This is a genomic window from Bradyrhizobium sp. Ghvi, from assembly GCF_900115265.1.
In the GTDB taxonomy this organism is placed as follows: domain Bacteria; phylum Pseudomonadota; class Alphaproteobacteria; order Rhizobiales; family Xanthobacteraceae; genus Bradyrhizobium.
In genome coordinates this window covers 345,256-366,755 of record NZ_FOVU01000006.1, presented here as the reverse complement: position 1 = coordinate 366,755, position 21,500 = coordinate 345,256, and the positions used below count along the sequence as shown (strand labels likewise).

The 21,500-nt window shown below is 64.1% G+C and carries 24 protein-coding genes, 1 pseudogene and 1 riboswitch; of the genes and pseudogenes, 19 read left to right on the top strand and 6 right to left on the bottom strand.

Annotated features, from left to right (window positions below; genetic code table 11):
- The first annotated feature begins 39 nt into the window (after window positions 1–39).
- The 5 genes from BM374_RS24630 to BM374_RS24610 all read left to right on the top strand — a co-directional run bounded on the left by BM374_RS24630 (window position 40) and on the right by BM374_RS24610 (window position 5,848).
- Window positions 40–1,149 (top strand): ABC transporter ATP-binding protein, encoded by a 1,110-nt coding sequence (locus BM374_RS24630; protein WP_092297883.1) that lies wholly within the window; start codon window positions 40–42, stop codon window positions 1,147–1,149.
- A 49-nt stretch (window positions 1,150–1,198) separates the two neighbouring features.
- A complete protein-coding gene (locus BM374_RS24625) occupies window positions 1,199–2,248 on the top strand; it encodes an ABC transporter substrate-binding protein (protein ID WP_092297880.1) in 1,050 nt (349 codons plus the stop codon).
- An 84-nt stretch (window positions 2,249–2,332) separates the two neighbouring features.
- Complete coding sequence (locus BM374_RS24620) at window positions 2,333–3,595, top strand: ABC transporter permease (protein ID WP_092297877.1); 1,263 nt, start codon at window positions 2,333–2,335, stop codon at window positions 3,593–3,595.
- Window positions 3,592–4,422 (top strand): ABC transporter permease, encoded by an 831-nt coding sequence (locus tag BM374_RS24615; RefSeq protein WP_177248503.1) that lies wholly within the window; start codon window positions 3,592–3,594, stop codon window positions 4,420–4,422. The genes BM374_RS24620 and BM374_RS24615 overlap by 4 nt, the downstream gene beginning before the upstream one ends.
- Window positions 4,423–4,639: 217 nt before the next feature.
- A complete protein-coding gene (locus BM374_RS24610) occupies window positions 4,640–5,848 on the top strand; it encodes an ABC transporter substrate-binding protein (RefSeq protein ID WP_092297874.1) in 1,209 nt (402 codons plus the stop codon).
- A gap of 127 nt (window positions 5,849–5,975) precedes the next feature.
- On the opposite strand, the gene BM374_RS24605 is transcribed toward BM374_RS24610, so the two are convergent.
- Window positions 5,976–6,509 carry a PRC-barrel domain-containing protein gene (locus tag BM374_RS24605; RefSeq protein ID WP_092297871.1) on the bottom strand — a complete coding sequence of 178 codons (534 nt, stop codon included), beginning with the start codon at window positions 6,507–6,509 and terminating at the stop codon, window positions 5,976–5,978.
- 443 nt (window positions 6,510–6,952) lie between these two features.
- Between BM374_RS24605 and BM374_RS24595 the strand changes: the two genes are divergently transcribed.
- The gene (locus BM374_RS24595; RefSeq protein WP_092297865.1) at window positions 6,953–7,693 is read left to right on the top strand and encodes a response regulator; all 741 of its coding nucleotides are present in this window, start codon (window positions 6,953–6,955) and stop codon (window positions 7,691–7,693) included.
- Between the two features lie 16 nt (window positions 7,694–7,709).
- Window positions 7,710–9,026 (top strand): ATP-binding protein, encoded by a 1,317-nt coding sequence (locus tag BM374_RS24590; RefSeq protein WP_092297862.1) that lies wholly within the window; start codon window positions 7,710–7,712, stop codon window positions 9,024–9,026.
- Window positions 9,027–9,028: 2 nt separating this feature from the next.
- Here BM374_RS24590 and BM374_RS24585 read toward each other — a convergent pair whose 3' ends face one another.
- A complete protein-coding gene (locus BM374_RS24585) occupies window positions 9,029–9,229 on the bottom strand; it encodes a hypothetical protein (protein WP_092297859.1) in 201 nt (66 codons plus the stop codon).
- Between the two features lie 224 nt (window positions 9,230–9,453).
- Between BM374_RS24585 and BM374_RS24580 the strand changes: the two genes are divergently transcribed.
- The 9 genes from BM374_RS24580 (at window position 9,454) to BM374_RS24535 (ending at window position 16,943) form a co-directional block, all read left to right on the top strand.
- The gene (locus tag BM374_RS24580; protein WP_092297856.1) at window positions 9,454–9,984 is read left to right on the top strand and encodes a lytic transglycosylase domain-containing protein; all 531 of its coding nucleotides are present in this window, start codon (window positions 9,454–9,456) and stop codon (window positions 9,982–9,984) included.
- Window positions 9,985–10,178: 194 nt separating this feature from the next.
- Window positions 10,179–10,306, top strand: a riboswitch (TPP riboswitch).
- Window positions 10,295–11,320 carry an FAD-dependent oxidoreductase gene (locus BM374_RS24575; RefSeq protein ID WP_092297853.1) on the top strand — a complete coding sequence of 342 codons (1,026 nt, stop codon included), beginning with the start codon at window positions 10,295–10,297 and terminating at the stop codon, window positions 11,318–11,320. Its footprint overlaps the riboswitch before it by 12 nt.
- On the top strand, window positions 11,311–11,508 hold the full coding sequence (gene thiS / locus BM374_RS24570) for a sulfur carrier protein ThiS (RefSeq protein WP_092297850.1): 198 nt from the start codon (window positions 11,311–11,313) through the stop codon (window positions 11,506–11,508). Before BM374_RS24575 ends, thiS begins: the two co-directional genes overlap by 10 nt.
- A gap of 166 nt (window positions 11,509–11,674) precedes the next feature.
- The gene (locus BM374_RS24565; RefSeq protein ID WP_092297847.1) at window positions 11,675–12,457 is read left to right on the top strand and encodes a thiazole synthase; all 783 of its coding nucleotides are present in this window, start codon (window positions 11,675–11,677) and stop codon (window positions 12,455–12,457) included.
- Window positions 12,444–13,070, top strand: coding sequence for a thiamine phosphate synthase (locus tag BM374_RS24560; RefSeq protein ID WP_092297844.1), 627 nt, complete (start codon window positions 12,444–12,446; stop codon window positions 13,068–13,070). The genes BM374_RS24565 and BM374_RS24560 overlap by 14 nt, the downstream gene beginning before the upstream one ends.
- 183 nt (window positions 13,071–13,253) lie before the next feature.
- A complete protein-coding gene (gene thiC, locus BM374_RS24555) occupies window positions 13,254–15,152 on the top strand; it encodes a phosphomethylpyrimidine synthase ThiC (protein ID WP_092297841.1) in 1,899 nt (632 codons plus the stop codon).
- 703 nt (window positions 15,153–15,855) lie between these two features.
- Entirely contained in the window at window positions 15,856–16,143 is a 288-nt protein-coding gene (locus BM374_RS24545) for a hypothetical protein (RefSeq protein ID WP_092297834.1), read from the top strand.
- A gap of 37 nt (window positions 16,144–16,180) precedes the next feature.
- On the top strand, window positions 16,181–16,444 hold the full coding sequence (locus BM374_RS39505; protein WP_349509997.1) for a type II toxin-antitoxin system RelE/ParE family toxin: 264 nt from the start codon (window positions 16,181–16,183) through the stop codon (window positions 16,442–16,444).
- Window positions 16,437–16,943, top strand: coding sequence for a mismatch-specific DNA-glycosylase (locus BM374_RS24535; protein WP_092297831.1), 507 nt, complete (start codon window positions 16,437–16,439; stop codon window positions 16,941–16,943). Before BM374_RS39505 ends, BM374_RS24535 begins: the two co-directional genes overlap by 8 nt.
- Window positions 16,944–17,084: 141 nt before the next feature.
- Here BM374_RS24535 and BM374_RS24530 read toward each other — a convergent pair whose 3' ends face one another.
- Together BM374_RS24530 and BM374_RS24525 are read right to left on the bottom strand one after the other, a co-directional pair.
- A complete protein-coding gene (locus BM374_RS24530) occupies window positions 17,085–17,639 on the bottom strand; it encodes an HD domain-containing protein (RefSeq protein WP_092297828.1) in 555 nt (184 codons plus the stop codon).
- A 10-nt stretch (window positions 17,640–17,649) separates the two neighbouring features.
- Window positions 17,650–17,874 carry a DUF6429 family protein gene (locus tag BM374_RS24525; protein WP_092297825.1) on the bottom strand — a complete coding sequence of 75 codons (225 nt, stop codon included), beginning with the start codon at window positions 17,872–17,874 and terminating at the stop codon, window positions 17,650–17,652.
- 342 nt (window positions 17,875–18,216) lie between these two features.
- Here BM374_RS24525 and BM374_RS24520 point away from each other — a divergent pair.
- Window positions 18,217–18,453 (top strand): annotated as a pseudogene (locus BM374_RS24520) (glutathione S-transferase N-terminal domain-containing protein); the annotation flags it as partial.
- A 113-nt stretch (window positions 18,454–18,566) separates the two neighbouring features.
- Here the strand turns inward: BM374_RS24520 and BM374_RS24515 are convergent.
- Entirely contained in the window at window positions 18,567–19,295 is a 729-nt protein-coding gene (locus BM374_RS24515) for an SDR family oxidoreductase (RefSeq protein ID WP_092297822.1), read from the bottom strand.
- A 125-nt stretch (window positions 19,296–19,420) separates the two neighbouring features.
- Between BM374_RS24515 and BM374_RS24510 the strand changes: the two genes are divergently transcribed.
- Window positions 19,421–19,870, top strand: a complete 450-nt coding sequence (locus BM374_RS24510; RefSeq protein ID WP_244552684.1) for a hypothetical protein — start codon at window positions 19,421–19,423, stop codon at window positions 19,868–19,870.
- 211 nt (window positions 19,871–20,081) lie between these two features.
- Here the strand turns inward: BM374_RS24510 and BM374_RS24505 are convergent, their stop codons facing one another.
- Window positions 20,082–20,516, bottom strand: coding sequence for a hypothetical protein (locus tag BM374_RS24505; RefSeq protein ID WP_092297819.1), 435 nt, complete (start codon window positions 20,514–20,516; stop codon window positions 20,082–20,084).
- 613 nt (window positions 20,517–21,129) lie between these two features.
- Here BM374_RS24505 and BM374_RS24500 point away from each other — a divergent pair.
- Window positions 21,130–21,390, top strand: a complete 261-nt coding sequence (locus tag BM374_RS24500; protein ID WP_092297816.1) for a hypothetical protein — start codon at window positions 21,130–21,132, stop codon at window positions 21,388–21,390.
- Window positions 21,391–21,500: the final 110 nt, after the last annotated feature.

Genomic DNA, 21,500 nt, shown 5'->3' with positions numbered 1-21,500 from the left:
AGGTGCCGACGGCATTGTAGGGGACACAGCGAGGATAACATGGAAGCCGGCATGCTCAGGCCTGCGCCGGCATTGGTGCGCTTTTCCGGCATTCAGAAGACCTATGATGGCGAGCACCTCGTGGTGAAAAACCTCGATCTCGACATCAAGAAGGGCGAGTTCATCACTCTGCTCGGTCCGTCGGGCTCCGGCAAGACGACCACGCTGATGATGCTGGCCGGCTTCGAGGTTCCGACCCATGGCGAGATCTACCTCGCGGATCGACCGATCAAGAACATGCCGCCGCACAAGCGTGATATCGGCATGGTATTCCAGAACTACGCCCTGTTTCCGCACCTGACGATCGAGGAGAACGTCGCCTTCCCGCTCTCCGTTCGCAAGACGAGCAAGGCGGACACCCAGGAGCGCGTCAGAGCCGCGCTGCGCATGATCAAGATGGAAACCCTGGCGCAGCGGCGGCCCGGGCAGCTGTCAGGCGGCCAGCAGCAGCGTGTGGCGCTCGCCCGCGCGCTGGTCTTCAACCCGCAGCTCGTGCTGATGGACGAGCCGCTCGGCGCTCTCGACAAGCGCCTGCGCGAGCAGATGCAGCTCGAGATCAAGCAGCTGCACGAGAGCATGGGCATCACGATCGTCTACGTCACCCACGACCAGAGCGAAGCGCTCACCATGTCGGATCGCATCGCCGTATTCAACGACGGCATCGTGCAGCAGATCGACAGGCCCGATGCGCTGTACGAGCATCCGGTGAACAGCTTCGTCGCCAATTTCGTCGGCGAGAACAACGTGCTCTCCGGCACCGTGGATGCATTTGAAAGGAATTTTTGCCGCGTCGCGCTTGCCGGCGGCGGCACCGTCACGGCTCGTGCGGTCAACATATCAGGCGCGGGTGCGGCGACGTCGCTGTCGGTCCGGCCGGAGCGGATCGCCATCGTCCCGAATGGCACCTCCAGCGACGGTGCGAATCGGTTGCCGGCCAAGGTGCAGAGCACGATCTATCTCGGCGATCACGCGCTGGCCGTGCTCGATGTCGCAGGCAATGCCGAATTCATGGTCAAGCTCCAGCCGGGAGCGCATGACAGCCTGACACATGGAGAGAGCGTTTTCATCACCTTCCGCCCCGAGGACTGTCTGGCCCTCGATCCCGTCTGATCCAATCGATCAACCTCAACGCAACGCACATGAAGAAGGAACAAGCACCATGCTGAAGCGCAAGATTGCTCTGGGTTTCGCCGCGGCGTTCAGCGCCAGCGCTGCGCTGGCGACCTCAGCTCAGGCGCGTGACCTCACCGTTGTTTCGTGGGGCGGCGCGTATCAGGATGCTCAAAAAAAGGTCTATTTCGAGCCGTTCAAGAAGGCATCCGGCATTGCCATGAACGACGAATCCTGGGACGGCGGCATCGGGGTGTTGCGCGCGAAGGTGCAAGGAGGCGCGGCCACCTGGGACGTCGTCCAGGTCGAGAGTGACGAGCTGGCGGTTGGCTGCGAAGAAGGCCTGTACGAGAAGCTTGACTATTCCAAGATAGGCGGCGAAGCCGCTTATATCCCGCCGGCGGTCAACCCTTGCGGCGTCGGCGCCATCCTCTACGATTTCGTCCTCGGCTATGACAAGGACAAGCTGAAGGACGCGCCAAAGGGCTGGGCGGACTTCTTCGACACCAAAAAGATTCCCGGCAAACGCGCCTTGCGTCAGGGTCCGAAGACCACGCTCGAAATCGCTCTCATGGCGGACGGCGTTGCGCCGAAGGACGTCTACAAGGTGCTGGCGACCGACGAAGGCGTCGATCGCGCCTTCAAGAAACTCGACACCATCAAGGGCGACCTCGTCTGGTGGAAGGCCGGCGCGCAGCCGCCGCAACTGCTCGCCTCCGGCGAGGTGGCGATGACCTCGGTCTACAACGGCCGCATCGACACCGCAAACAAGAACGAGAAGAAGAATTTCGGCATGGTCTGGGACGGCGCGCTCTTCACGCTCGACAGCTGGGTCATCCTGAAGGGCAGCCCGAACAAGGACGCGGCTTACAAGTTCCTGGACTTCGCAGGCAAGGCTGAGAACCAGTCGAAGCTGTCGGAGAACATTGCCTATGGCACCTCGAACAACGGTGCAGCAGCCCTGTTGCAGCCCGCCGTTCTCAAGGATCTGCCGACGGCGCCTGACAACATCAGGAACGCGATCGAGATCAACGTGGCCTTCTGGCTCGAGAACATCGATCGCCTCACCGAGCGCTTCAACAAATGGGCCGCGAAGTAACGCGCGATCAAATCGTCTATGGCGCAGGCGGACGGTCGAGAGCCCTTCGCCTGTGCCCCGTCTCATACGCGAAGTAGCCGCCCCATGACAGCAGCGTCCCTGACCGGCGCGGATGCCGAGACCAAGGTGCCGCTCAAGCGGCGGCTGAAGCAGGCGGAGCGTGCGCGGCAGATCAAGGCCCTGGCGCTGGTTCTGCCGCTTTTGCTGTTTCTGCTGTTCACCTTTGCCGGGCCCATTGCCGGGATGCTCTGGCGCGCGGTTGATGACCAGGAGGTACGGCAGGTTCTGCCTCAAACCATCGTCGCGCTCGCCAATTGGGACGGCAAGGATTTGCCGGACGAGAAGGCTTACGCGGCGCTGGCAAACGACATCCAGGCCGCGCGCGCCGCCGGCACCATCGCCATTGCAGCCAAGCGGCTCAACTACGCCCTGAACGGTTTTCGCACGATCCTCACCAGCACGGCACGCAATCTGAAGATCCAGCCGGAACCCGGCACGGCCAAGGAGGCATTGGGCAAGATCAACCCGGCCTGGCGTAACCGCACCACCTGGACGACGATCAGGGATGCCGGAGGTCCCGTGACCAGCTTCTACCTGCTGGCGGCGCTCGATCTCGTGAGGAACGCGGACGGCGCGATCGTCGCAGCTTCGCCGGATCAGGCCATCTACCGCGAGATTTTCGCCCGCACCTTCCTCATCAGCCTCGGTGTCACGGCACTGTGCCTGATCCTGGGTTTTCCAGTCGCTTATCTGCTCGCGGCACTGCCGCCCGGCCGGTCGAACCTGTTGATGATCTTTGTGCTGCTGCCGTTCTGGACCTCGCTTCTGGTCCGCACCTGCGCCTGGATCGTGCTGCTGCAGAGCAATGGCGTGGTGAATGAAAGCCTGCACTGGCTCGGCATCATCGACGCGCCGTTGCGGCTGATCTACAACCGCTTCGGCGTCTGCGTAGCCATGACCCACGTGCTGCTGCCGTTCATGATCCTGCCGCTGTACAGCAGCATGAAGGCGATCTCGCCGGCCTACATGCGGGCCGCCGCATCGCTCGGTGCGCCGCCTCTCACCGCTTTCCTGCGCATCTATTTGCCGCAAACCCTGCCCGGCATCGGCGCGGGAAGCCTGCTCGTCTTCATCCTGGCACTCGGCTACTACATCACGCCGGCCCTGGTCGGCGGCGCCGCCGACCAGATGATCAGCTACTTCATCGCGCTCTACACCACCGAGACCGCCAATTGGGGCCTCGCTTCGGCGTTGGGTGCGCTGCTGCTGCTGGCGACCGTCCTGCTCGCACTGGTCTACGGCAAGCTGGTGCAGGGCCAGCAGGTCACGGGAGGGATGAAGAATTGAGCGACGCTCCTTCCCTTCGCACGCCGAGCCAGCGCATCGCCTGGGCTACGACCATCGTTGTCTCCACGCTGGTGTTCATCTTCCTGATCGCGCCGATCCTTGCGATCATGCCGCTGTCCTTCAGCTCGGGCTCCTACCTCACCTATCCGCTGCCGGGCCTCTCCTTGCGCTGGTACAACGATTTCATCAATTCGCCGCGCTGGATGAACTCGCTGAAGAACAGCATGGTCATCGGCGTCGCCTCCACGACGCTGTCCATGGTGCTTGGCACGCTGGCAGCTCTTGGGCTGGCGCAATGGAAGAGCCGGCTCAAACCGCTCGTGCTGGCTTTCGTGCTGTCGCCGGTCGTCGTGCCCGGCGTCATCACCGCGGTGGGCCTCTATTTCTTCTTCGCACCGATCGGACTGACCGGCAGCTATCTCGGCCTGATCCTGGCTCACACTGCGCTCGCGACGCCCTTTGTCGTCATCACGGTGGGCGCGACGCTGCAAAGCTTCGACACCAATCTCGCCCGCGCCGCCGCCTCGCTCGGCGCCTCGCCGCTTGAAGCGTTCCGCCGCGTGATCCTGCCACTGATCCTGCCGGGGCTGGCATCCGGTGCGCTGTTCGCCTTTGCGACCAGCTTCGACGAGGTGGTGATCGTGCTGTTCATGGCCGGTCCCGAGCAGCGCACCTTGCCGCGCGAGATGTTCAGCGGCATCCGCGAGAACATCAGCCCGACAATCACGGCAGCGGCAGTGATCCTGACGACGGTCTCGGTCGTCCTCCTCGCCACCCTGGAAGCCCTGCGCCGACGCAACGAGCGGCTCAAGGGCGGCGGAGGCTGATGATCCCAGGTCATTCCGGGGCGCGCGTAGCGCGAACCCGGAATCCATCGGTTCGCAGTGACGGTGGATGGATGAATTCCGGGTTCGCGCCCAGGGGGCGCGCCCCGGAATGACGATGATAACAGCATGCCTCCTCTGCTTTGCGATGGGAGCTTTTTCTCGCTAGAACAGCCCCGCAACAAAACCCAAACAACAACACACAGGGAGAACAACAACCATGCAAAAACTCATCGCCGCTGTCGCGACCAGTCTCGCTCTTGCCGCCACGTCAGGCGCCGCGCAGGCGCAGATTTCCGACAATGTCGTCAAGCTCGGCGTGCTGACGGACATGTCGAGCCTGTATGCCGACGCGACCGGCAAGGGGTCGCTCGCCGCCGTCGAGATGGCGGTCGCCGACTATGGCGGAAAGGTTGCCGGTGTACCGATCCAGGTCGTCTCCGCCGACCACCAGAACAAGCCCGATGTCGGCGTCAATATCGCCCGCAACTGGTACGACAACGAGAAGGTGGACGCGGTTCTCGACGTGCCCACCTCCTCGGTCGCACTGCCGGTGTCGGCGCTGACGCGCGAGAAGAACAAGATCAACATCAATTCCGGCGGCGGCTCCTCCGACATCACCGGCGTCGCCTGCTCGCCCAACACGGTCCACTGGACCTACGATACCTACGCGCTGTCCAACGTCGCCGGCAAGGCCATGGTGAAGCGCGGCGAGGACACCTGGTTCTTCGTCACGGCGGACTACGCCTTCGGCATGGCGCTCGAGCGCGACGCCGCCAACGTCGTCAAGGAGAGCGGCGGCAAGGTGCTCGGCGACGTCCGCCATCCGCTCAATTCATCGGACTTCTCGTCCTTCCTGCTGCAGGCCCAGGCCTCCAAGGCCAAGGTCGTCGCACTGGCGAACGCCGGCGGCGACACCACCAATGCGCTGAAGCAGGCCGCCGAGTTCGGAATCACGCAAGGCGGCCAGAAGATGATCGCGCTGCTCATGGAAATCACCGACGTTCATTCGCTCGGCATCAAGGCGACGCAAGGTCTGATCATCACCGACGCGTTCTACTGGGACACGAACGACGAGACGCGTGCCTTCTCCAAGCGTTTCAACGACAAGGTCGGCCACATGCCGACCATGATCCAGGCCGGCCTCTATTCGGCGACCATGCACTATCTGAAGGCGATCGAGGCCATCAAGACCGACGAGGCGCCGAAGGTGATGGAACAAATGCGGAAGACGCCGGTCAACGACTTCTTCGCCAAGAACGGCAAGATCCGCATCGACGGCCGCATGGTCCATGACATGTATCTGTTCGAAGTGAAGAAGCCGGAAGAGTCCAAGGGCGAATGGGACCTCTACAAGCTGATCGCCACCGTGCCCGGCGACGAAGCCTTCCGCCCGCTCGACAAGGGCGGCTGCCCGCTGGTGAAGTAAGGCTCGCTTTTCCTCCGTGGTTGCGAGCGCAGCGAAGCAATCCAGGCTCCTTCGCAATGACAACAGACACGACAGCGCGCCCGGTGAAAACCGGGCGCGCTTCGCTTAGGCACTCACACGATTCGCATTACTCCGAGTACTTGAATTCGGGCATGCTCTTCAGCTGGTCCTTGGTCGCGTTGAACACGGCGTGGTCCGGATACCATTTCGACGAGGACGAACTGGTCGTGGTCGCTGTCTTGTCGGTGCCGGTCGCAGCGCCAGTCGTCGTGGTCGCGGCAGGCTTGGCGTTCGGATTTGCCGGGTTCGTACTGGTGTTGGTGTAGGCCACGGCTTCGTTGACGAATTTCAGCTTCTCATACGGCACGGCGACGAGATGCTCGCCCATGCCGAGGAAGCCGCCGACGCCGATCACGGCAAGCTTGACGTTGCCGCTCTTGTCCATGAGCAGATCGTTGATCGAGCCGATATTCTCGTTGGCCTCGTTATAGACCTTCACGCCTGCCATCTTCGAGGCGCGCCATTCGCCCGACGCGCTGGTCGTCGTCGCGGTGGCCGCAGGGGCCGACTTGTCGGTGGTGGTGGTCGGATTTTGCGCGAACGCAACGGTCGCAAGCAGAGCCGTGCCGGCGAGGCCGGCGGCGATCGATTTCATCAGCATTTTTGTCCTCTCCTTCAGCAGAAAACTCGTGCGGAGAGAACCGTTACGAACAGCTGCAGTTCCTTGCATGCGGCAATTTCGCTGCACCATTGCGGCGCTGCGGTGAGAGGAAGGTTCCTGTCAGGAACGTGCGGGATGCACAGTTCCTCGCCCCGACCATGCGTCCTGGGATGAAGCCCGATCGCGGCAAGGAACGCCGACCTGGCGTCGCCTCAGGTCAGCTCTTGTGGTCGCTCAGCAGCGCAGACAAATCCGAGCTGCTCGACGGGCCCGTCGCTGCCATTGGCGCCGCGGGAAGAGCGCGCCAAGGTATGGTTAACGGGCTTAACGACATCTTGCTGTAGGAGCACCGGGTCATTGCGGGGTGTTGCGGACCGGCATTCGGAAACAAACCGAAACAAAACTCTTCGCCTTTTGGCCCGAATTTTGGACAAACAAGGCTCATGGCCATCCCCTCTCCCAACATCCTGGTCGTCGAGGACGACCGCGAAACCCGCACATTGATTGCGAAATATTTGCGCAACAACTCCTGCAATGTGATCGCCGTGAGCGACGGCCGCGAGATGTCGCGCGCCATGGCCGACCACCGCGTTGATCTGATCATTCTCGACGTCATGCTGCCCGGCGAGGACGGTCTCAGCCTGTGTCGCAAGGTGCGCTCGGAGGCGCAGACGCCGATCATCATGCTGACCGCGCGCGGCGAGGACGTCGACCGCATCCTCGGCCTCGAGATGGGCGCGGACGATTATCTGCCCAAACCGTTCAATCCGCGCGAGCTGCTCGCCCGCATCAATGCAGTGCTGCGGCGCCAGGCCTCGGCACAGGCGGCGAGCTCGATCGAGGGCGCCTCGACCTTGGCATTCGAAGGCTGGCACATTGATTTGCGCCTGCGCGAGCTGCGCAATCCCGAAGGCGCCCGCGTCGCCGTGACCAGCGCCGAGTTCGACCTGCTCAGGACCTTCTGCGAACGCCCCGGCCGCGTGCTGTCGCGCGACAGCCTGCTCGATCTCACGCAAGGACGCAGCACCGGCTCGTTCGAACGCTCCATCGACGTCTTGGTCAGCCGCATCCGCCGCAAGATCGAGCCTAATCCGGCCGATCCTAGCATGATCAAGACGGTGCGCTCCGGCGGTTACCTGTTTACGCCCAGAACGGAAGCGGTTACGACGCCGGTCGGCAACTGACGGGGCTTTCGGGACGATGAGGCCGTTCGGGTTCTTCCACCTCAAGGGCATCGGTGGGCAGATCGCCGCGCTGGTGCTGGCCTCGACCGTCGCGCTGCATCTCGTCGTCACGATCGCCTTTCTGATCAGCCGCCCCGATGCGCCGCCAGATGGCGTCCATCAACTGACCGACGCAGCGCTGCTGCTCGGCTCGGCCAGGCCGGACGACCGGCCGCGCCTCATTGCGGATCTCGCGCGCGCCTTCCCGAAGCTCAACATCGAGATATCGGCGCCCGGCACGGCGACGGTGGCCGCGGGCAACGAAAGCCAGCACCTGCGCGGGCTCCGCCATCTCGGCCACGGCTACAAGGTCGTGCAGCTCGCGAGCGAGGGTGGCGGCGCCCATCGCATCGGCGTGGAATTGCCCGACGGCACCGTGATCGCAGGGCATGTCGAGAACGGCCCGCGGCCGTGGTTCTGGGGCGCGCCGTGGCTGATCACGCTGATGACCGCCTTCATCTCCATCACCGTGCTCGGACTGTGGGCGGCGCGCGCGCTGGCCGCGCCCTTGTCGTCCTTTGCCGAGGCGGCCGAGAATTTCAGCCTGGATGGCGAAGCAGAGCCGCTGCCCGAGCGCGGCCCGGAGGAGATCCGCGCAGCGGCCCGCGCGCTCAACCGCATGCACGAGCGGATCGCGCGGCTGATGTCGGATCGCACCAAGATGCTGGCGGCGATCAGCCACGATCTGCGCACCCCGATCACCCGGCTGCGCCTGCGCGCCGAGTTCATCGAGGACGACGGCAATCGCAAGCGCATGCTGACCGACCTCGACCAGATGCACTCGATGCTCGAAAGCGTGCTGTCGCTCTTGCGCAACGACCGCAAGGTCGAAGCGGTGACGCTGGTCGACATCGCCTCTACGCTGCAGCTCATCGCCGATCAGTTCGGCGACATGGGCCATGTCGTGCACTATGACGGCCCGCCATCTGCGACCGCCGCCGCGCGTCCCGACGATCTGCATCGCGGCGTCACCAACCTGGTCGAGAACGCCGTGCGCTTCGGCGCCGAGGTGACGATCCGCCTCGGCGTATCAGGCACGAAACTCGTCATCGACGTCGAGGACGACGGACCCGGCATTTCGGATGCGCGCAAGCAGGAGATGCTGGAGCCGTTCGTGCGCGGCGACGACGCGCGCACCATGGACGAGTCCACCGGCTTCGGCCTCGGCCTGTCGATCGCACACGCGATCGCCCTCGCCCATGGCGGCGAGCTGTCGCTGCACGACCGCCAGCCAAACGGATTGATCGTGCGGATGCAATTGCCGGTGCAGCAGCAGCCGCGGCTGGCTGCGTAACCTCAGGCCGCCAGCGGCGGGTGCTCGACGGCAACCTCGTCGAAGATCGCGATGGCCTCGAAGTGGTAGCCGCAAGCCCGGCACTTCCAGAGATAGGAAATGCGCCCCTCGCCCGGCTCGATCCAGTCAGGGAACGGGATCGGTGTTCCGCATTGTGCACACGGGTTCTGCGTGGGGATGTCGCTGATATCTGCTCGGGTCATGGACGTCCTCCCGAATGCTGCTTAGGGATTTTTGGGCGAGTGCACGACTGGACAGACCTGCTGTCGCGTAAGGCACTCCGCCAGCTACGAACTTAACCCAGGTTTGAGTCGTAAAAACGACGGCTCGGCGAAAATCGCCGGCGGCGGCGTTTCGCCACATCATCGCCGTGTTCCCACGGCCTAACGCGCATGGGTGCAGGTCCGTTCTGCCGAGGAATATTACAATGAAAATTTTACGCGTTGCCGCGCTCATTGCGGCCGGACTGGTGTCGCCGCAGGCCGCATTCGCGGGCCAGGCCGAATATGCCGAGATGGTCGCCACGCATGCGCGCGCCAACGGCGTGCCGGAGGCGTTGGTGCATCGCGTCATCATGCGCGAGAGCCGCTATCAGCCGGGCCTGGTCGGCCGTGGCGGCACCATCGGCCTGATGCAGATCAAGCTCGCGACCGCCCGCGGCCTCGGCTACACCGGCGATGCGAGTGGCCTGCGCGATCCCAACACCAATCTCACCTACGCGGTCAAATACCTCGCCGGCGCCTATCACGCCGCCAATGGCGACCACGACCGAGCCGTGCGTTATTTCGCGGGCGGCTATTACTACGCTGCAAAGCGGCAGCGCCAACAGATGGTGCAGCAGGCGAGCTTCGAGCCTCAGCTCGAGCCGAACGGCAATCCGCAGCCGATGTTCGGCGCGGCGCCGCACAGGAAGCTCGCCCAGCGCGTCCGCAACGCGCGGGCGCAGGCGCCGCAATAGCATCTCTTGTCCCGGGCGCGCTGCGGCGCGCAATGCCGCAGTGCTGAACCGGGACCCACGCCAGCCCCGCAAAACGGGCCCCGGCTCTGCGACGCACCACGCCGCAAGCGCGGCGCGCTGCATCGCGTGCGGGGCACGCACGGCGGGGTTCCAGCCAAACGCGTTGACCACCCCATCCTACTCGCCTACATTAGCGCCGTTCCGAGGGGTGCTCCGAGGAGGAGCTGAGATACCGCTAAATGGGCAATAACGCCCAGGACCGCGGTGACCCTTTGAACCTGATCCGGGTCATGCCGGCGAAGGGACAGGGATGTCACAGACGACCAAACGACCGGATTCACCGGTATCCATCATCGGCGCAGGCATTGCAGGCGCCTGGCAGGCGCTGTTGTTCGCGCAGGCCGGCCATGCCGTGACATTACACGAGCGCGGTGACGCCACCATGACCGATGCCACCAGCCACTGGGCCGGCGGCATGCTGGCGCCGTATTGCGAGGCCGAGGTCGCCGAACCCATCATCTCCCGGCTCGGCCTGCGCTCGCTCGATCTCTGGCGGCGCGAGCTGCCCGATACGCCCTTCAACGGCTCGCTCGTCGTCGCCCATCCGCGCGAGCGCAACGACTTCGAGCGCTTTGCGCGCATGACCGAGGAGCACCGCCGGCTCGACGCCGCCGGCCTCGCCGAGCTCGAGCCCTCGCTGGAAGGTCGCTTCCGCGATGCGCTGTTCTTCCCGAACGAGGGTCATGTCGAGCCGCGCCGCGTGCTGCCGAAGCTGCATGAGCGCATCAAAGCGGCCGGCGGCACCATCAAGTTCAACAGCGACGTCGCCAAGGAGGATCTCGCAAAGCTTGATCCTGAAGGCATCGTGATCGACTGCCGCGGCCTCGCCGCGCGCGACGAGCAGCCGGAACTGCGCGGCGTCAAGGGCGAGATGATCCTGATCGAAACCAGCGAGGTGCAGCTCGCACGCCCGGTGCGGCTGATCCATCCGCGCTGGCCGCTCTACGTGATCCCGCGCGAGGACAATCTGTTCATGCTGGGTGCGACCTCGATCGAGGCCGAGGACACCGGCGTCAGCGTCCGCTCCGCGCTGGAGCTCTTGGGCGCGGCCTACACGGTGCATCCAGCGTTCGGCGAAGCGCGCATCGTCGAGTTCGGCTCGGGCCTGCGCCCCGCCTTTCCGGACAATCTGCCGCGCATCGGCATTCGCGGCGGCCAGATCAGCGTCAACGGGCTGTATCGCCACGGCTTCCTGATCGCGCCGGCGCTCGCCGAGCTGACGCTCGCTTACGTCGAGCGTGGCCAGATCGACAATGAGGTGATGCAATGCGCGTGATCGTCAACGGCGAGCAACGCGAGATCAGTTCAGTCAGCGTCGATGCGCTGCTCGCCGAGCTCGACTACGAGGGCACCCATTTCGCCATCGCGCTCAATTACGACGTCGTGCCGAAGAGCCGCTGGGCCGAGACCCACCTCAAGGCCGGCGACGAGATCGAGATCATCACGCCGCGGCAGGGAGGGTGAGGGTGATGGCACGCTCTATCTACTTGTCGTCCCCGCGAAGGCGGGGACCCATAACCCCAGGAAGCGGTTATGGCGCGCGGTCTCTCCCCGCGTGCCCCAAGAGAACTCACGCGGTATGGGTCCCCGCCTTCGCGGGGACGACAGTTGAACTTGAGGAGACACCTTCATGGTGACCTTCTACGGCAAGACCTTCGCCTCCCGCCTGCTGATCGGCAGCGCGCTCTATCCCTCGCCCGCGATCATGCAGGACGCGATCCGCGCCTCCGGCGCGAACATCGTCACGGTGTCGCTGCGGCGCGAATCCGCCGGCGGCAAGACGGGCGATGCGTTCTGGAAGCTGATCCGCGAGCTCGACGTATCAGTGCTACCGAACACCGCCGGCTGCCGCAGCGTGCGCGAGGCCGTGACGACGGCGAAGCTCGCGCGCGAGCTGTTCGGCACCTCCTGGATCAAGCTCGAGGTCATCGCCGACAACGATACGCTGCAGCCCGACGTCGTCGGCCTGGTCGAAGCCGCCACCATCCTGATCAAGGACGGCTTTGAGGTGTTCCCCTATTGCACCGAGGATCTCTCGGTCGCGAATCGTCTGGTCGATGCCGGCTGCAAGGTGGTGATGCCGTGGGCAGCCCCGATCGGCAGCGCCAAAGGCATCATCAACCGCGACGCGCTGAAGCTGCTGCGCGAGCGGCTGCCCGATATCACGCTGGTGGTCGACGCCGGCCTGGGCGCGCCGAGCCATGCGGCCGAGGCGCTCGAGCTCGGCTATGACGCCGTGCTGCTCAACACGGCGATCGCCAAGGCCGCCGATCCCGTCGCGATGGCGAAGGCCTTCCGCCTCGGCTGTGAGGCCGGCCGCACCGCATACGAGGCCGGGCTGATGAACGCCCGCGACTTCGCCTCCCCCTCCACCCCTGTCGTTGGGACCCCGTTCTGGCATGCCGTATCCTGATCGCAACGCGTATCCTGATCGCTTCTATCCCGTCGTCGACAGCCTGGCCTGGGTCGAACGCCTCACAAAACTCGGCGTCGGCACCATCCAGCTGCGCGCCAAGGATCTGGACGATGCCGAGGCGCTCCAGATCGTCACCGACGCGCTGGCCATCACCAGGGACACGCCAGCCAAGCTGGTCGTGAACGATTATTGGCGCGCCGCGATCGTCGCCGGCGCGAAGCATCTGCATCTCGGCCAGGAGGATCTGGCCGAGGCCGACCTGAAATCGATCCGCGAGGCGGGACTGTCGCTCGGCATCTCCACCCATGACGACGCGGAGCTTGAAACCGCGCTCGCAGCGAAGCCCGATTACGTCGCGCTCGGTCCGATCTTCTTCACCACGCTGAAATCGATGCGCTTCGAGCCGCAGGGCATTCCGAAGATCACCGAGTGGAAGACGCGCATCGGCAAGATCCCGCTGGTCGCGATCGGCGGCATCAAGTTCGAGCACGCCGCGGAGATTTTTGCGGCGGGTGCGGATTCGATCGCGGTCGTGTCCGACGTCACACAAAACCCCGATCCCGACGCCCGCGTGCGGCAGTGGCTGGGTCAGACGACGGAGGCTGCGTGATGCATGTCCGCCCCTGTTTATTCCGTCACCCTGAGGTGGCCGCTTCTTCAGCGGCCCTCGAAGGGCGACGGCCCGGCTCGTTCATCCTTCGAGGCTCGCCCAGCGGCGCGTTCGCGCCGCCGGCCTCGCACCTCAGGATGACGAGAGCAACACAAGCGAACATGAATTAAACCGGAGGATCCCATGAACATCCGCTCCAATCCCGACAAGACCATCCCCGCCGTCACCACCGGCCCGCTGCCCTCTTCGCGGAAAATCTTTGCTTCGCCCGATGCTGCGCCCGATCTGCGCGTGCCGCTGCGCGAGATCATCCTGTCCGAAGGCGCTGGCGAGCCGAACCTGCCGGTCTACGACACTTCGGGCCCCTATACCGACCCCAGCGTCACCATCGACGTCAACGCCGGCCTTCCGCGCAACCGCAAGCAATGGGTGCTGGAGCGCGGCGGCGTCGAGGAATATGAGGGCCGGCAGATCAAGCCGGAGGACAATGGCAGCGTCTCCACCGACAACGCCGCACGCGCCTTCTCGGCCTATCACAAGCCGCTGCGCGGCCTCGACGGCCACAAGATCACGCAGCTCGAATTCGCCCGCGCCGGCATCATCACCAAGGAGATGATCTACGTCGCCGCCCGCGAAAATCTTGGGCGCAAGCAGCAGCTCGAGCGCGCGGAAGCCGCGCTTGCCGACGGCGAGAGCTTCGGCGCATCAGTCCCCGCCTTCATCACCCCGGAGTTCGTCCGCGACGAGATCGCTCGCGGCCGCGCCATCATCCCCTCCAACATCAACCACTCGGAACTGGAGCCGATGATCATCGGCCGCAACTTCCTCACCAAGATCAACGCCAATATCGGCAACTCGGCGGTGACCTCGTCGGTCGAGGAAGAGGTCGAGAAGATGGTGTGGGCGATCCGCTGGGGCGCCGACACCGTGATGGACCTCTCGACGGGCCGCAACATCCACACCACGCGCGAATGGATTCTGCGCAACGCGCCGGTGCCGATCGGCACGGTGCCGATCTATCAGGCGCTGGAGAAGTGCAACGGCGATCCCGTCAAGCTGACCTGGGAGCTCTATAAGGACACCTTGATCGAACAGTGCGAGCAGGGCGTCGACTATTTCACCATCCATGCCGGCGTGCGCCTGCAATATATCCACCTCACCGCGAACCGCGTCACCGGCATCGTCTCGCGCGGCGGCTCGATCATGGCGAAGTGGTGCCTGGCGCATCACAAGGAGAGCTTCCTCTACACCCATTTCGACGAGATCTGCGACCTCATGCGCAAGTATGACGTCTCGTTCTCGCTCGGCGACGGCCTGCGCCCCGGCTCGATCGCGGACGCCAACGACCGCGCGCAGTTCGCGGAGCTGGAGACGCTCGGCGAGCTCACCAAGATCGCGTGGGACAAGGGCTGCCAGGTGATGATCGAGGGCCCCGGCCACGTGCCGATGCACAAGATCAAGATCAACATGGACAAGCAGCTCAAGGAATGCGGCGAAGCCCCGTTCTACACCTTGGGACCGCTGACCACCGACATCGCGCCGGGCTACGACCACATCACCTCGGGCATCGGTGCGGCCATGATCGGCTGGTTCGGCTGCGCCATGCTCTGCTACGTCACCCCTAAAGAGCATCTCGGCCTGCCCGACCGTAACGACGTCAAGACCGGCGTCATCACCTACAAGATCGCCGCCCACGCCGCCGACCTCGCCAAGGGCCACCCCGCCGCGCAACTGCGCGACGACGCCCTCTCCCGTGCGAGGTTCGAATTCCGCTGGACCGACCAGTTCAACCTCGGCCTCGATCCGGACACCGCCAAGAGCTTCCACGACGAGACCCTTCCGAAGGAAGCCCACAAGGTCGCCCATTTCTGCTCGATGTGCGGTCCGAAGTTCTGCTCGATGAAGATCACGCAGGACGTGCGGGATTACGCGGCGACGCTGAACGATCCGAACAGCGTGGGCATGTCGATGGCCGGCACGGCCGAAGACGGCATGGCCAAGATGAGCGCGAAGTTCAAGGAGATGGGCTCAAGCGTTTATCTGGATGCGGAGAAGGTGAAGGAGAGTAATAAGGTTCTGTGAGGCATCTCCGCTCATTATGCGCGGGCTTACTCGAGCATCCATAAGAAACGTGAAGCCGGGCGAAAGCTCGGCTTCTCTATGAGTAGTATCCACCTATACAGCTTACGAGTTTGGGTGAAGACCAACGTCACCATCGCAACGAAGCTTTGATCTCTTGTTGAGCACCATCGCTGAGCCGTTACTAGCTCGATGAGACGATGATGGGAGAACGCAATAGTGCAGTCAGCCGTTAAGCGTCTTACTCAAATCGGCCCGTTGCCGAGTTCGAGCGCTGCCAGCGCGTCGGTATTGCGGGAGCTGGAGGCTTTGCTCGGCGAAGTGCAAACACCGATTACGGATGATGAGGCAAGGGCTTTAGTGCGACTGTTTGGGCCAGATGACTGTTTTGGCCTTGCTTGGTCGTTGCTTCACTTGATTGAGACGTCTCCTGGGTGGCCAATTGAAGGTGCGCTCCATGGACTAAACGGCGAATGGATCAAGAGGCTGGCAGCGCGCAGCCCGTAGCTTGTAGGGTGGGTTAGCCTTGCGGATGCGCGAAGCGCTGTCCGCAGGGCATAACCCACCACTTGCGCTGCCGCGGAGATGGACGAGGTGGGTTACGCTTCGCTAGACCACCTACGAGACCTCCAGCTCGGGTTCGAAATCGAATTCACCACTCTCTCTGCGCCTCGACAAAATCCTCGTCCGCGCTTATTCTGATGGTATGAACGTCATTCGCCGCACACTGGATATCGACGCCGACACCGATGCGCGTTTGCGCGAGATGGCCAGTGAGCGCGGACAGGATGTCGCCGCCGTGCTCGCGGAGGCCGTGGCGTTGCTCGATTCGGTGGTCGATATCGCCGGCCCCGACATCGCCGAAGATCGCCGGCGGCTGGACGAGTTCCGAATGAGCCGCGCCGCCGTGCCGCTCAATGAGGTGAAGGACTGGGTCGCGAGCTGGGGGTCAGCGATGGAGCTGCCACCACCGGCGCCGCGCAAAATCGGATGATCCTGCTTTCGCCCGACGCCGTCGAGGACGTCGAGCGATTGCGCCTGTTTCTGGACCAACACAGCCGGCCGCGGCGCAACGCGCGCTCGCATCGATCTGGCGGGCGATCGAACGGTTAGAGGAGTTTCCCAATCTAGGCATGCAGACCGAAGATGCCGAGCTTCGCCAGATCGTGGTTCGCTTTGGCGCCTCCGGCTACATCGTCCGGTATGCCGTGTTGGCGGAAGCGCGGGACATCCTGATTACGCGGATCTGGCACGGCCGCGAAGCTCGCAAGACGGACGACGACGGACTTGCTTGAAACCCACCGCCTCCCCGACCAGCTCGGCGAAAACCTCCGCCTCGTCTTCGTCGGCACCGCCGCCTCGACGCGGTCGGCCGAGCTCGGGCATTACTATGCCCACCCAGGCAACCGCTTCTGGCGCGCGATCCATGAAGCCGGCATCACGCCGCGGCGCTATCAGCCAAGCGAGTTCGCCGCGCTGATCGAGCTCGGGATCGGCTTCACCGATCTCTCCAAGTCGGGCGCGGGGATGGATCACCAGATCGCGGCGGAGACGATCGACGTGCCCGGCTTCAGGGCGAAGATGGAGAAGTATCGGCCGCGGACGATTGCATTCACGAGCAAGAAGGCGGCGAGCTTGTTTTATGGCCGGCCGTCAGCTGCGATTGCGCTGGGGCGCCAGATGCGCGATCGGGACTTGCCAGAGATCTTCGTGCTGCCGTCGCCGTCGGGAGCTGCGTCGGGCCATTGGACGATCGAGCCGTGGCGCGAGCTTGCCGCGTGGATTGCTGCGTAGGGTGGGTTAGCGGTGCGGCTACGCGAAGCGCAGGCCGAACGGCGTAACCCACCACTTCTGTCGCCGCGGAGACTGACGAGGTGGGTTACGCCTTGCGCCATTCCGTGTTGAGGGACCGCGCTCGTGGGCGGCCAACCCGCCCTACGCACCGCCGCCCAGCGCGGCCAGCTCGCGCGCGAGGTTGGCACGGGCTTGCTGGTCATACATCGCAGCGAAATCAGGGTCGGGAAAGATCACCTCGCGGGCCGCGAAGCGGCTGAGCACCCTTGCGCGGCCGATGCGATAATCGTCCTCGTTGACATGGCTGAACTCCCGCCGGATCGCAGCCGCATACGCATCGTATCGCGCGGGATCGCTGCCGAGAATGCTGAGGTCGATCGAGATCAGGATCGCCCCGAGGCGATCGCCGGCGGAAACGTCGTGCGTCATGGTCAGGCGGATCAGGCGACCGACCTCCTCGCGCAGTTCAGTGCGGACGTGCTGCTCGGCAAGCTCTGCGCTACGCTCCTCGTTGTCCCGCCGGGTCGGGTCGTAGACGGCGTCGTGCCACCAGATCGCTTCCGTCAGCGTCTCGCGCTCGGCGGCCGAAAGACTGTCGACGCGCGCGAGCGCGGCCAGACAATCCCTGATATGCGAGAGATTGTGATAGTGGCGGCCGGGCGCCGCATAGGCCGCGGCCAATTCCTCGCGGGTCATCGGCAAGGCATCACTCCTCGAACAATTCCTTGAACAGCGCCTTCGCGCGCGCGAGTCCCTCGTCAGTGAACGCTACCGACTTCACCTTGCCGACGGGATCGTCAATCATACCCTTGTCATGCAGGCGGCCGAGCACATCCCAATCAAAACCCTTCCAGGCCCGATAGCCGTCGTGCAGGGTCAGATAGAGCAAGGCGAGCGCCGCGTCGTCGATCTTGTCCGTGTTGATGGCCATGTCGACCTCCTCCAGAGCGGTGCGGCCATCCTATTCGGTGGCAGGCAATCTGCAATGCGATATCAACGGCTGGGTATGGTGGGCACAGCGCACGAAGAGCGCACCTTTGCCGTCCCACGCGACTGCTCTCGTGTCCCGGGCAAGCGTAGCGCCGACCCGGGACCCAGAAGCTCCGGCGCGCGTTCGTCATGGGCCCCGGCTCTGCAGCGCATCACGCCGCAAGGTGCGGCGCGCTGCACTGCGTCCGGGGCATGCAATCAACTTATTTCACACATGCTGTCGGAAAACCGCATCCCTTGTTCGTCCTCGGGATACGCTGGCCAAGCCGTCGGAGTTCCTCCCATGTCCCCCACCATCACCGCCTTCGAAAACTCGCCCGATCGCGGCAAGGGACATGCCCGCGACATGCGCGTTCGCTGGGCGCTGGAGGAGGTAGGCGTGCCCTATGACGTTCGCCTCGTCTCGTTCGAGGCGATGAAGCAGCCGCCGCATCTCGCGCTGCATCCGTTCGGGCAGAGCCCGACGTATGAGGACGGCGATCTCGCGCTGTTCGAATCCGGCGCGATCGTGCTCCGGCTGATAGTGCAGCTTCGTAGGGCGGGTTAGCGCTGCGTAACCCGCCTCTTTCCTCACCGCGGCTATAGGAGCGGTGGGTTACGCCTTCGGCTAACCCCACCCTACGAGATCGCGTCCTACAGATCGAAATTCGTCGGCATCATCACCACGTCGCGGATGGTCATGCCGCGCGGGCGGGTCAGCATGAACATCACGACTTCGGCGACTTCGCTGGCCTCCAGCAGGCTTCCCGAACTCCTCGCCTCCTGCAGCTTCTCAGGCGGCCAGTCGGCGAGCAGCGCAGTGACGACAGGGCCGGGCGAGATCGAGCCGACGCGAATGCCGTGCTTGAAGACCTGGCGCCGCACGGTCTGGACGAAGCAGTTGATCGCCCATTTGGACGAGGCATAGACCGGCTCCCATGGCGTCGGAAAATGCGCCGCCAGCGAGCTCGTGACGATGATGTCGCCGCTCCCACGCGCGATCATGTGCGGCAGCACGTCGTGCACGTTCTTCATCACGACGTTGACATTCAGGTTCAGCATCCGGTCGATGGCTGTCGTGTCGGCATCGACCAGATCGCCACCGACATAGGTGCCTGCGTTTGCGTGGAAGATGTCGAGCTGCCCTGCCTTCTCCAGAACGCGCGGCAGCAACGTTGCGCAATCTTTGGGATCCAGGAGATCAATGACCAGCGGGATCGTCGCCTCGCCATGCTTGTTGCGGAGCGCCTGCAGCGCGGCCTCGTCGCGGTCGACCATCACCACGCGCGCGCCCGCAGCCAGCAACGCCTCAGTGCTCGCCAAGCCGATGCCCGACGCGGCCCCGGTCACGGCCGCAACCTTGCCTTCCAGTTCGTTTCCCATGAGATCACCATTTCGCTGATGTCAGGCAGTATAGCGATCGAAAGCGAGGTCGCGAAGTCGATCGCTGCCCCCGCGAGACTGTTGCCAGCGCGTCACGGCGGCGATACGACTTGGAGCGGAAGAACGTGAGACGATATAGCCGGACCTCAACCGGCTCCCATCATGTCGAGGAAGCCGCCATTGTGAGCGACGATCTCTCCGGTGTCTGGGACGGCACTTACATCCAACCTGGCACGGGAATGGTCACGTTCACCGCGACGCTGATCGAGGCCGGCGGCTCGCTGAGCGGCAGCGTGACCGAGCCGTGCTGCAATCCGCGCTGTCCGGTGCGAACCCACAGCGCCTCGATATCGGGACACCGCGCCGGCAGCGTCGTGTCGTTCGTCAAACGCTACGAGCCGCCGGGCTACGGCTTCGACACCGTGCAGTACGACGGGATCATGAATGGAGAGGCCACCGAAATCGACGGGCGCTGGCGGCTGCCGGGTACGTCAGGATCGTTCCTGATGATCCGCTCGGGCAAGCGTGCGCAGGCGAGCACGACGGAAGACAGGGCCAAGCAGCCAACACGCTGAGCGCGCGCCTCGCGGCCGGGGCATGCGATGGCGAAGGGAGCGTAGACACGGTTGGGATTTCGTAGGGTGGGTTAGCCCTGCGGCTGCGCGAAGCGCAGAGCGCTGGGCGTAACCCACCACTTCCATGACTTCGGAAGCCAAAGAGGTGGGTTACGCATTGCGACCGCACTTCGCGCAGTCGCAACGCTAACCCACCCTACGGCACCGTCTGTTAGCGCATCGTGATGGCAAGCCCGCTGAGATCCGCATTCGCCATCAGGCCGGTCTGGTAGCCCGACAACTCCAGCACCGCGCCCTTCTGGTTGGTCAGCACGATGGCGCGGGCGCCGCGGCCGACGGCGAGGCCCGCACCGGCGGCGCCATAGACGCCGGCGACATCAGAGGGTCTGACGATGTTTGAGACGCGGCCGCGCAGCACGGTCTTGGAGCCGCCGAAGACGAGGCCGTAGTCGAGCCCGCCGGTCGAGAGCGCATAGGAGCGGCCATGAAAGTTCAGGACGCCCGAGCCGCCGGAGCCACCGATGATCCAGCCCGCCTTGTAGATCGTCAGCACCACGGAGCCGTCGTCGGCCCGCGCTGCGGTCGAAAGGCCGGCCAGCGCGGCAATGGCGACGAGCGCGGCACGCAAGGTGGAAGCAATCTTCATGGGGCGTCTCCGGGGGCTATTTTTCAAGGGAGGAAAACGAATCAGACGCCGCAATTTATCCGATCGAACGCGGCGGCAACATGATGGGGTACCGGTACGCGGGCAAGATGCAGCTCGGCATTCAACTGTCATCGCCCGGCCAGTGCGCAATTGCGCGCCAGGACCGGGCGATCCAGATCCCAGAGACCAACACTTGAGCACTCGCTCTCACCACAATCGGAGCGGCGTACTGGATGCCCGGTCAAGCCGGGGCATGACGGCGGAGTGTGGCGCAACAAGCTGCGCACATCCACGAGTGCACCCAGCCTTACCCACCATGCCATCCTGCTCCTGTTTTGCCCGACGCGTCAATCAGAACTTCTGTCTTCCCGAATTCCAATTTCTCCAATCATTTCTACTGTGCATGGGGTTGTTTTCGCGATTCCTGTCGCCGATCGACATCGCGGCACCCGGGTCGTTGGCGACGTGAGCATGTGTGTCCTGCGGGGCACGCAGCCGAACCAAGTGGCCGCATCGGGCTGACATGTCCGTGAAAGCCGGCTCGCCGGCTTGCAAAGGAGCTTTTTTTACCGCACGAATTTTCGCCTCACCCGTCCCCACAAGGAGATATTTCATGCGTCGCGTTCTCGCCCTTTGTGCCATTGCCGGCATCGCCAGTTCCGTTTTCGCCGTGCCCGCGTCCGCGAAGGTCGGCTATTACGTGATCCGCTGGGACAACACCGGGATCTGCCAGGTCTGGAACGAGGACCTGAAGTACAAGCCGTTCCAGTGGGGCGTATCGACCTACAAGGTCGTCAGCAAGCCATTACCGACTTTCACCCAGGCCTCCGACCTCCAGATCAAGATGCGCTCCGAGCACCGCTGCACGCTCTGAGCTGTCAATTCGATCCAATGTCTGAGGGCGGGCCTGCGCGAGCAGCCCGCCTTTTTCTTTGCACCTGCCCGCAGGCGCGCTTTGAACCTGATCGACGCACGGAACTACTC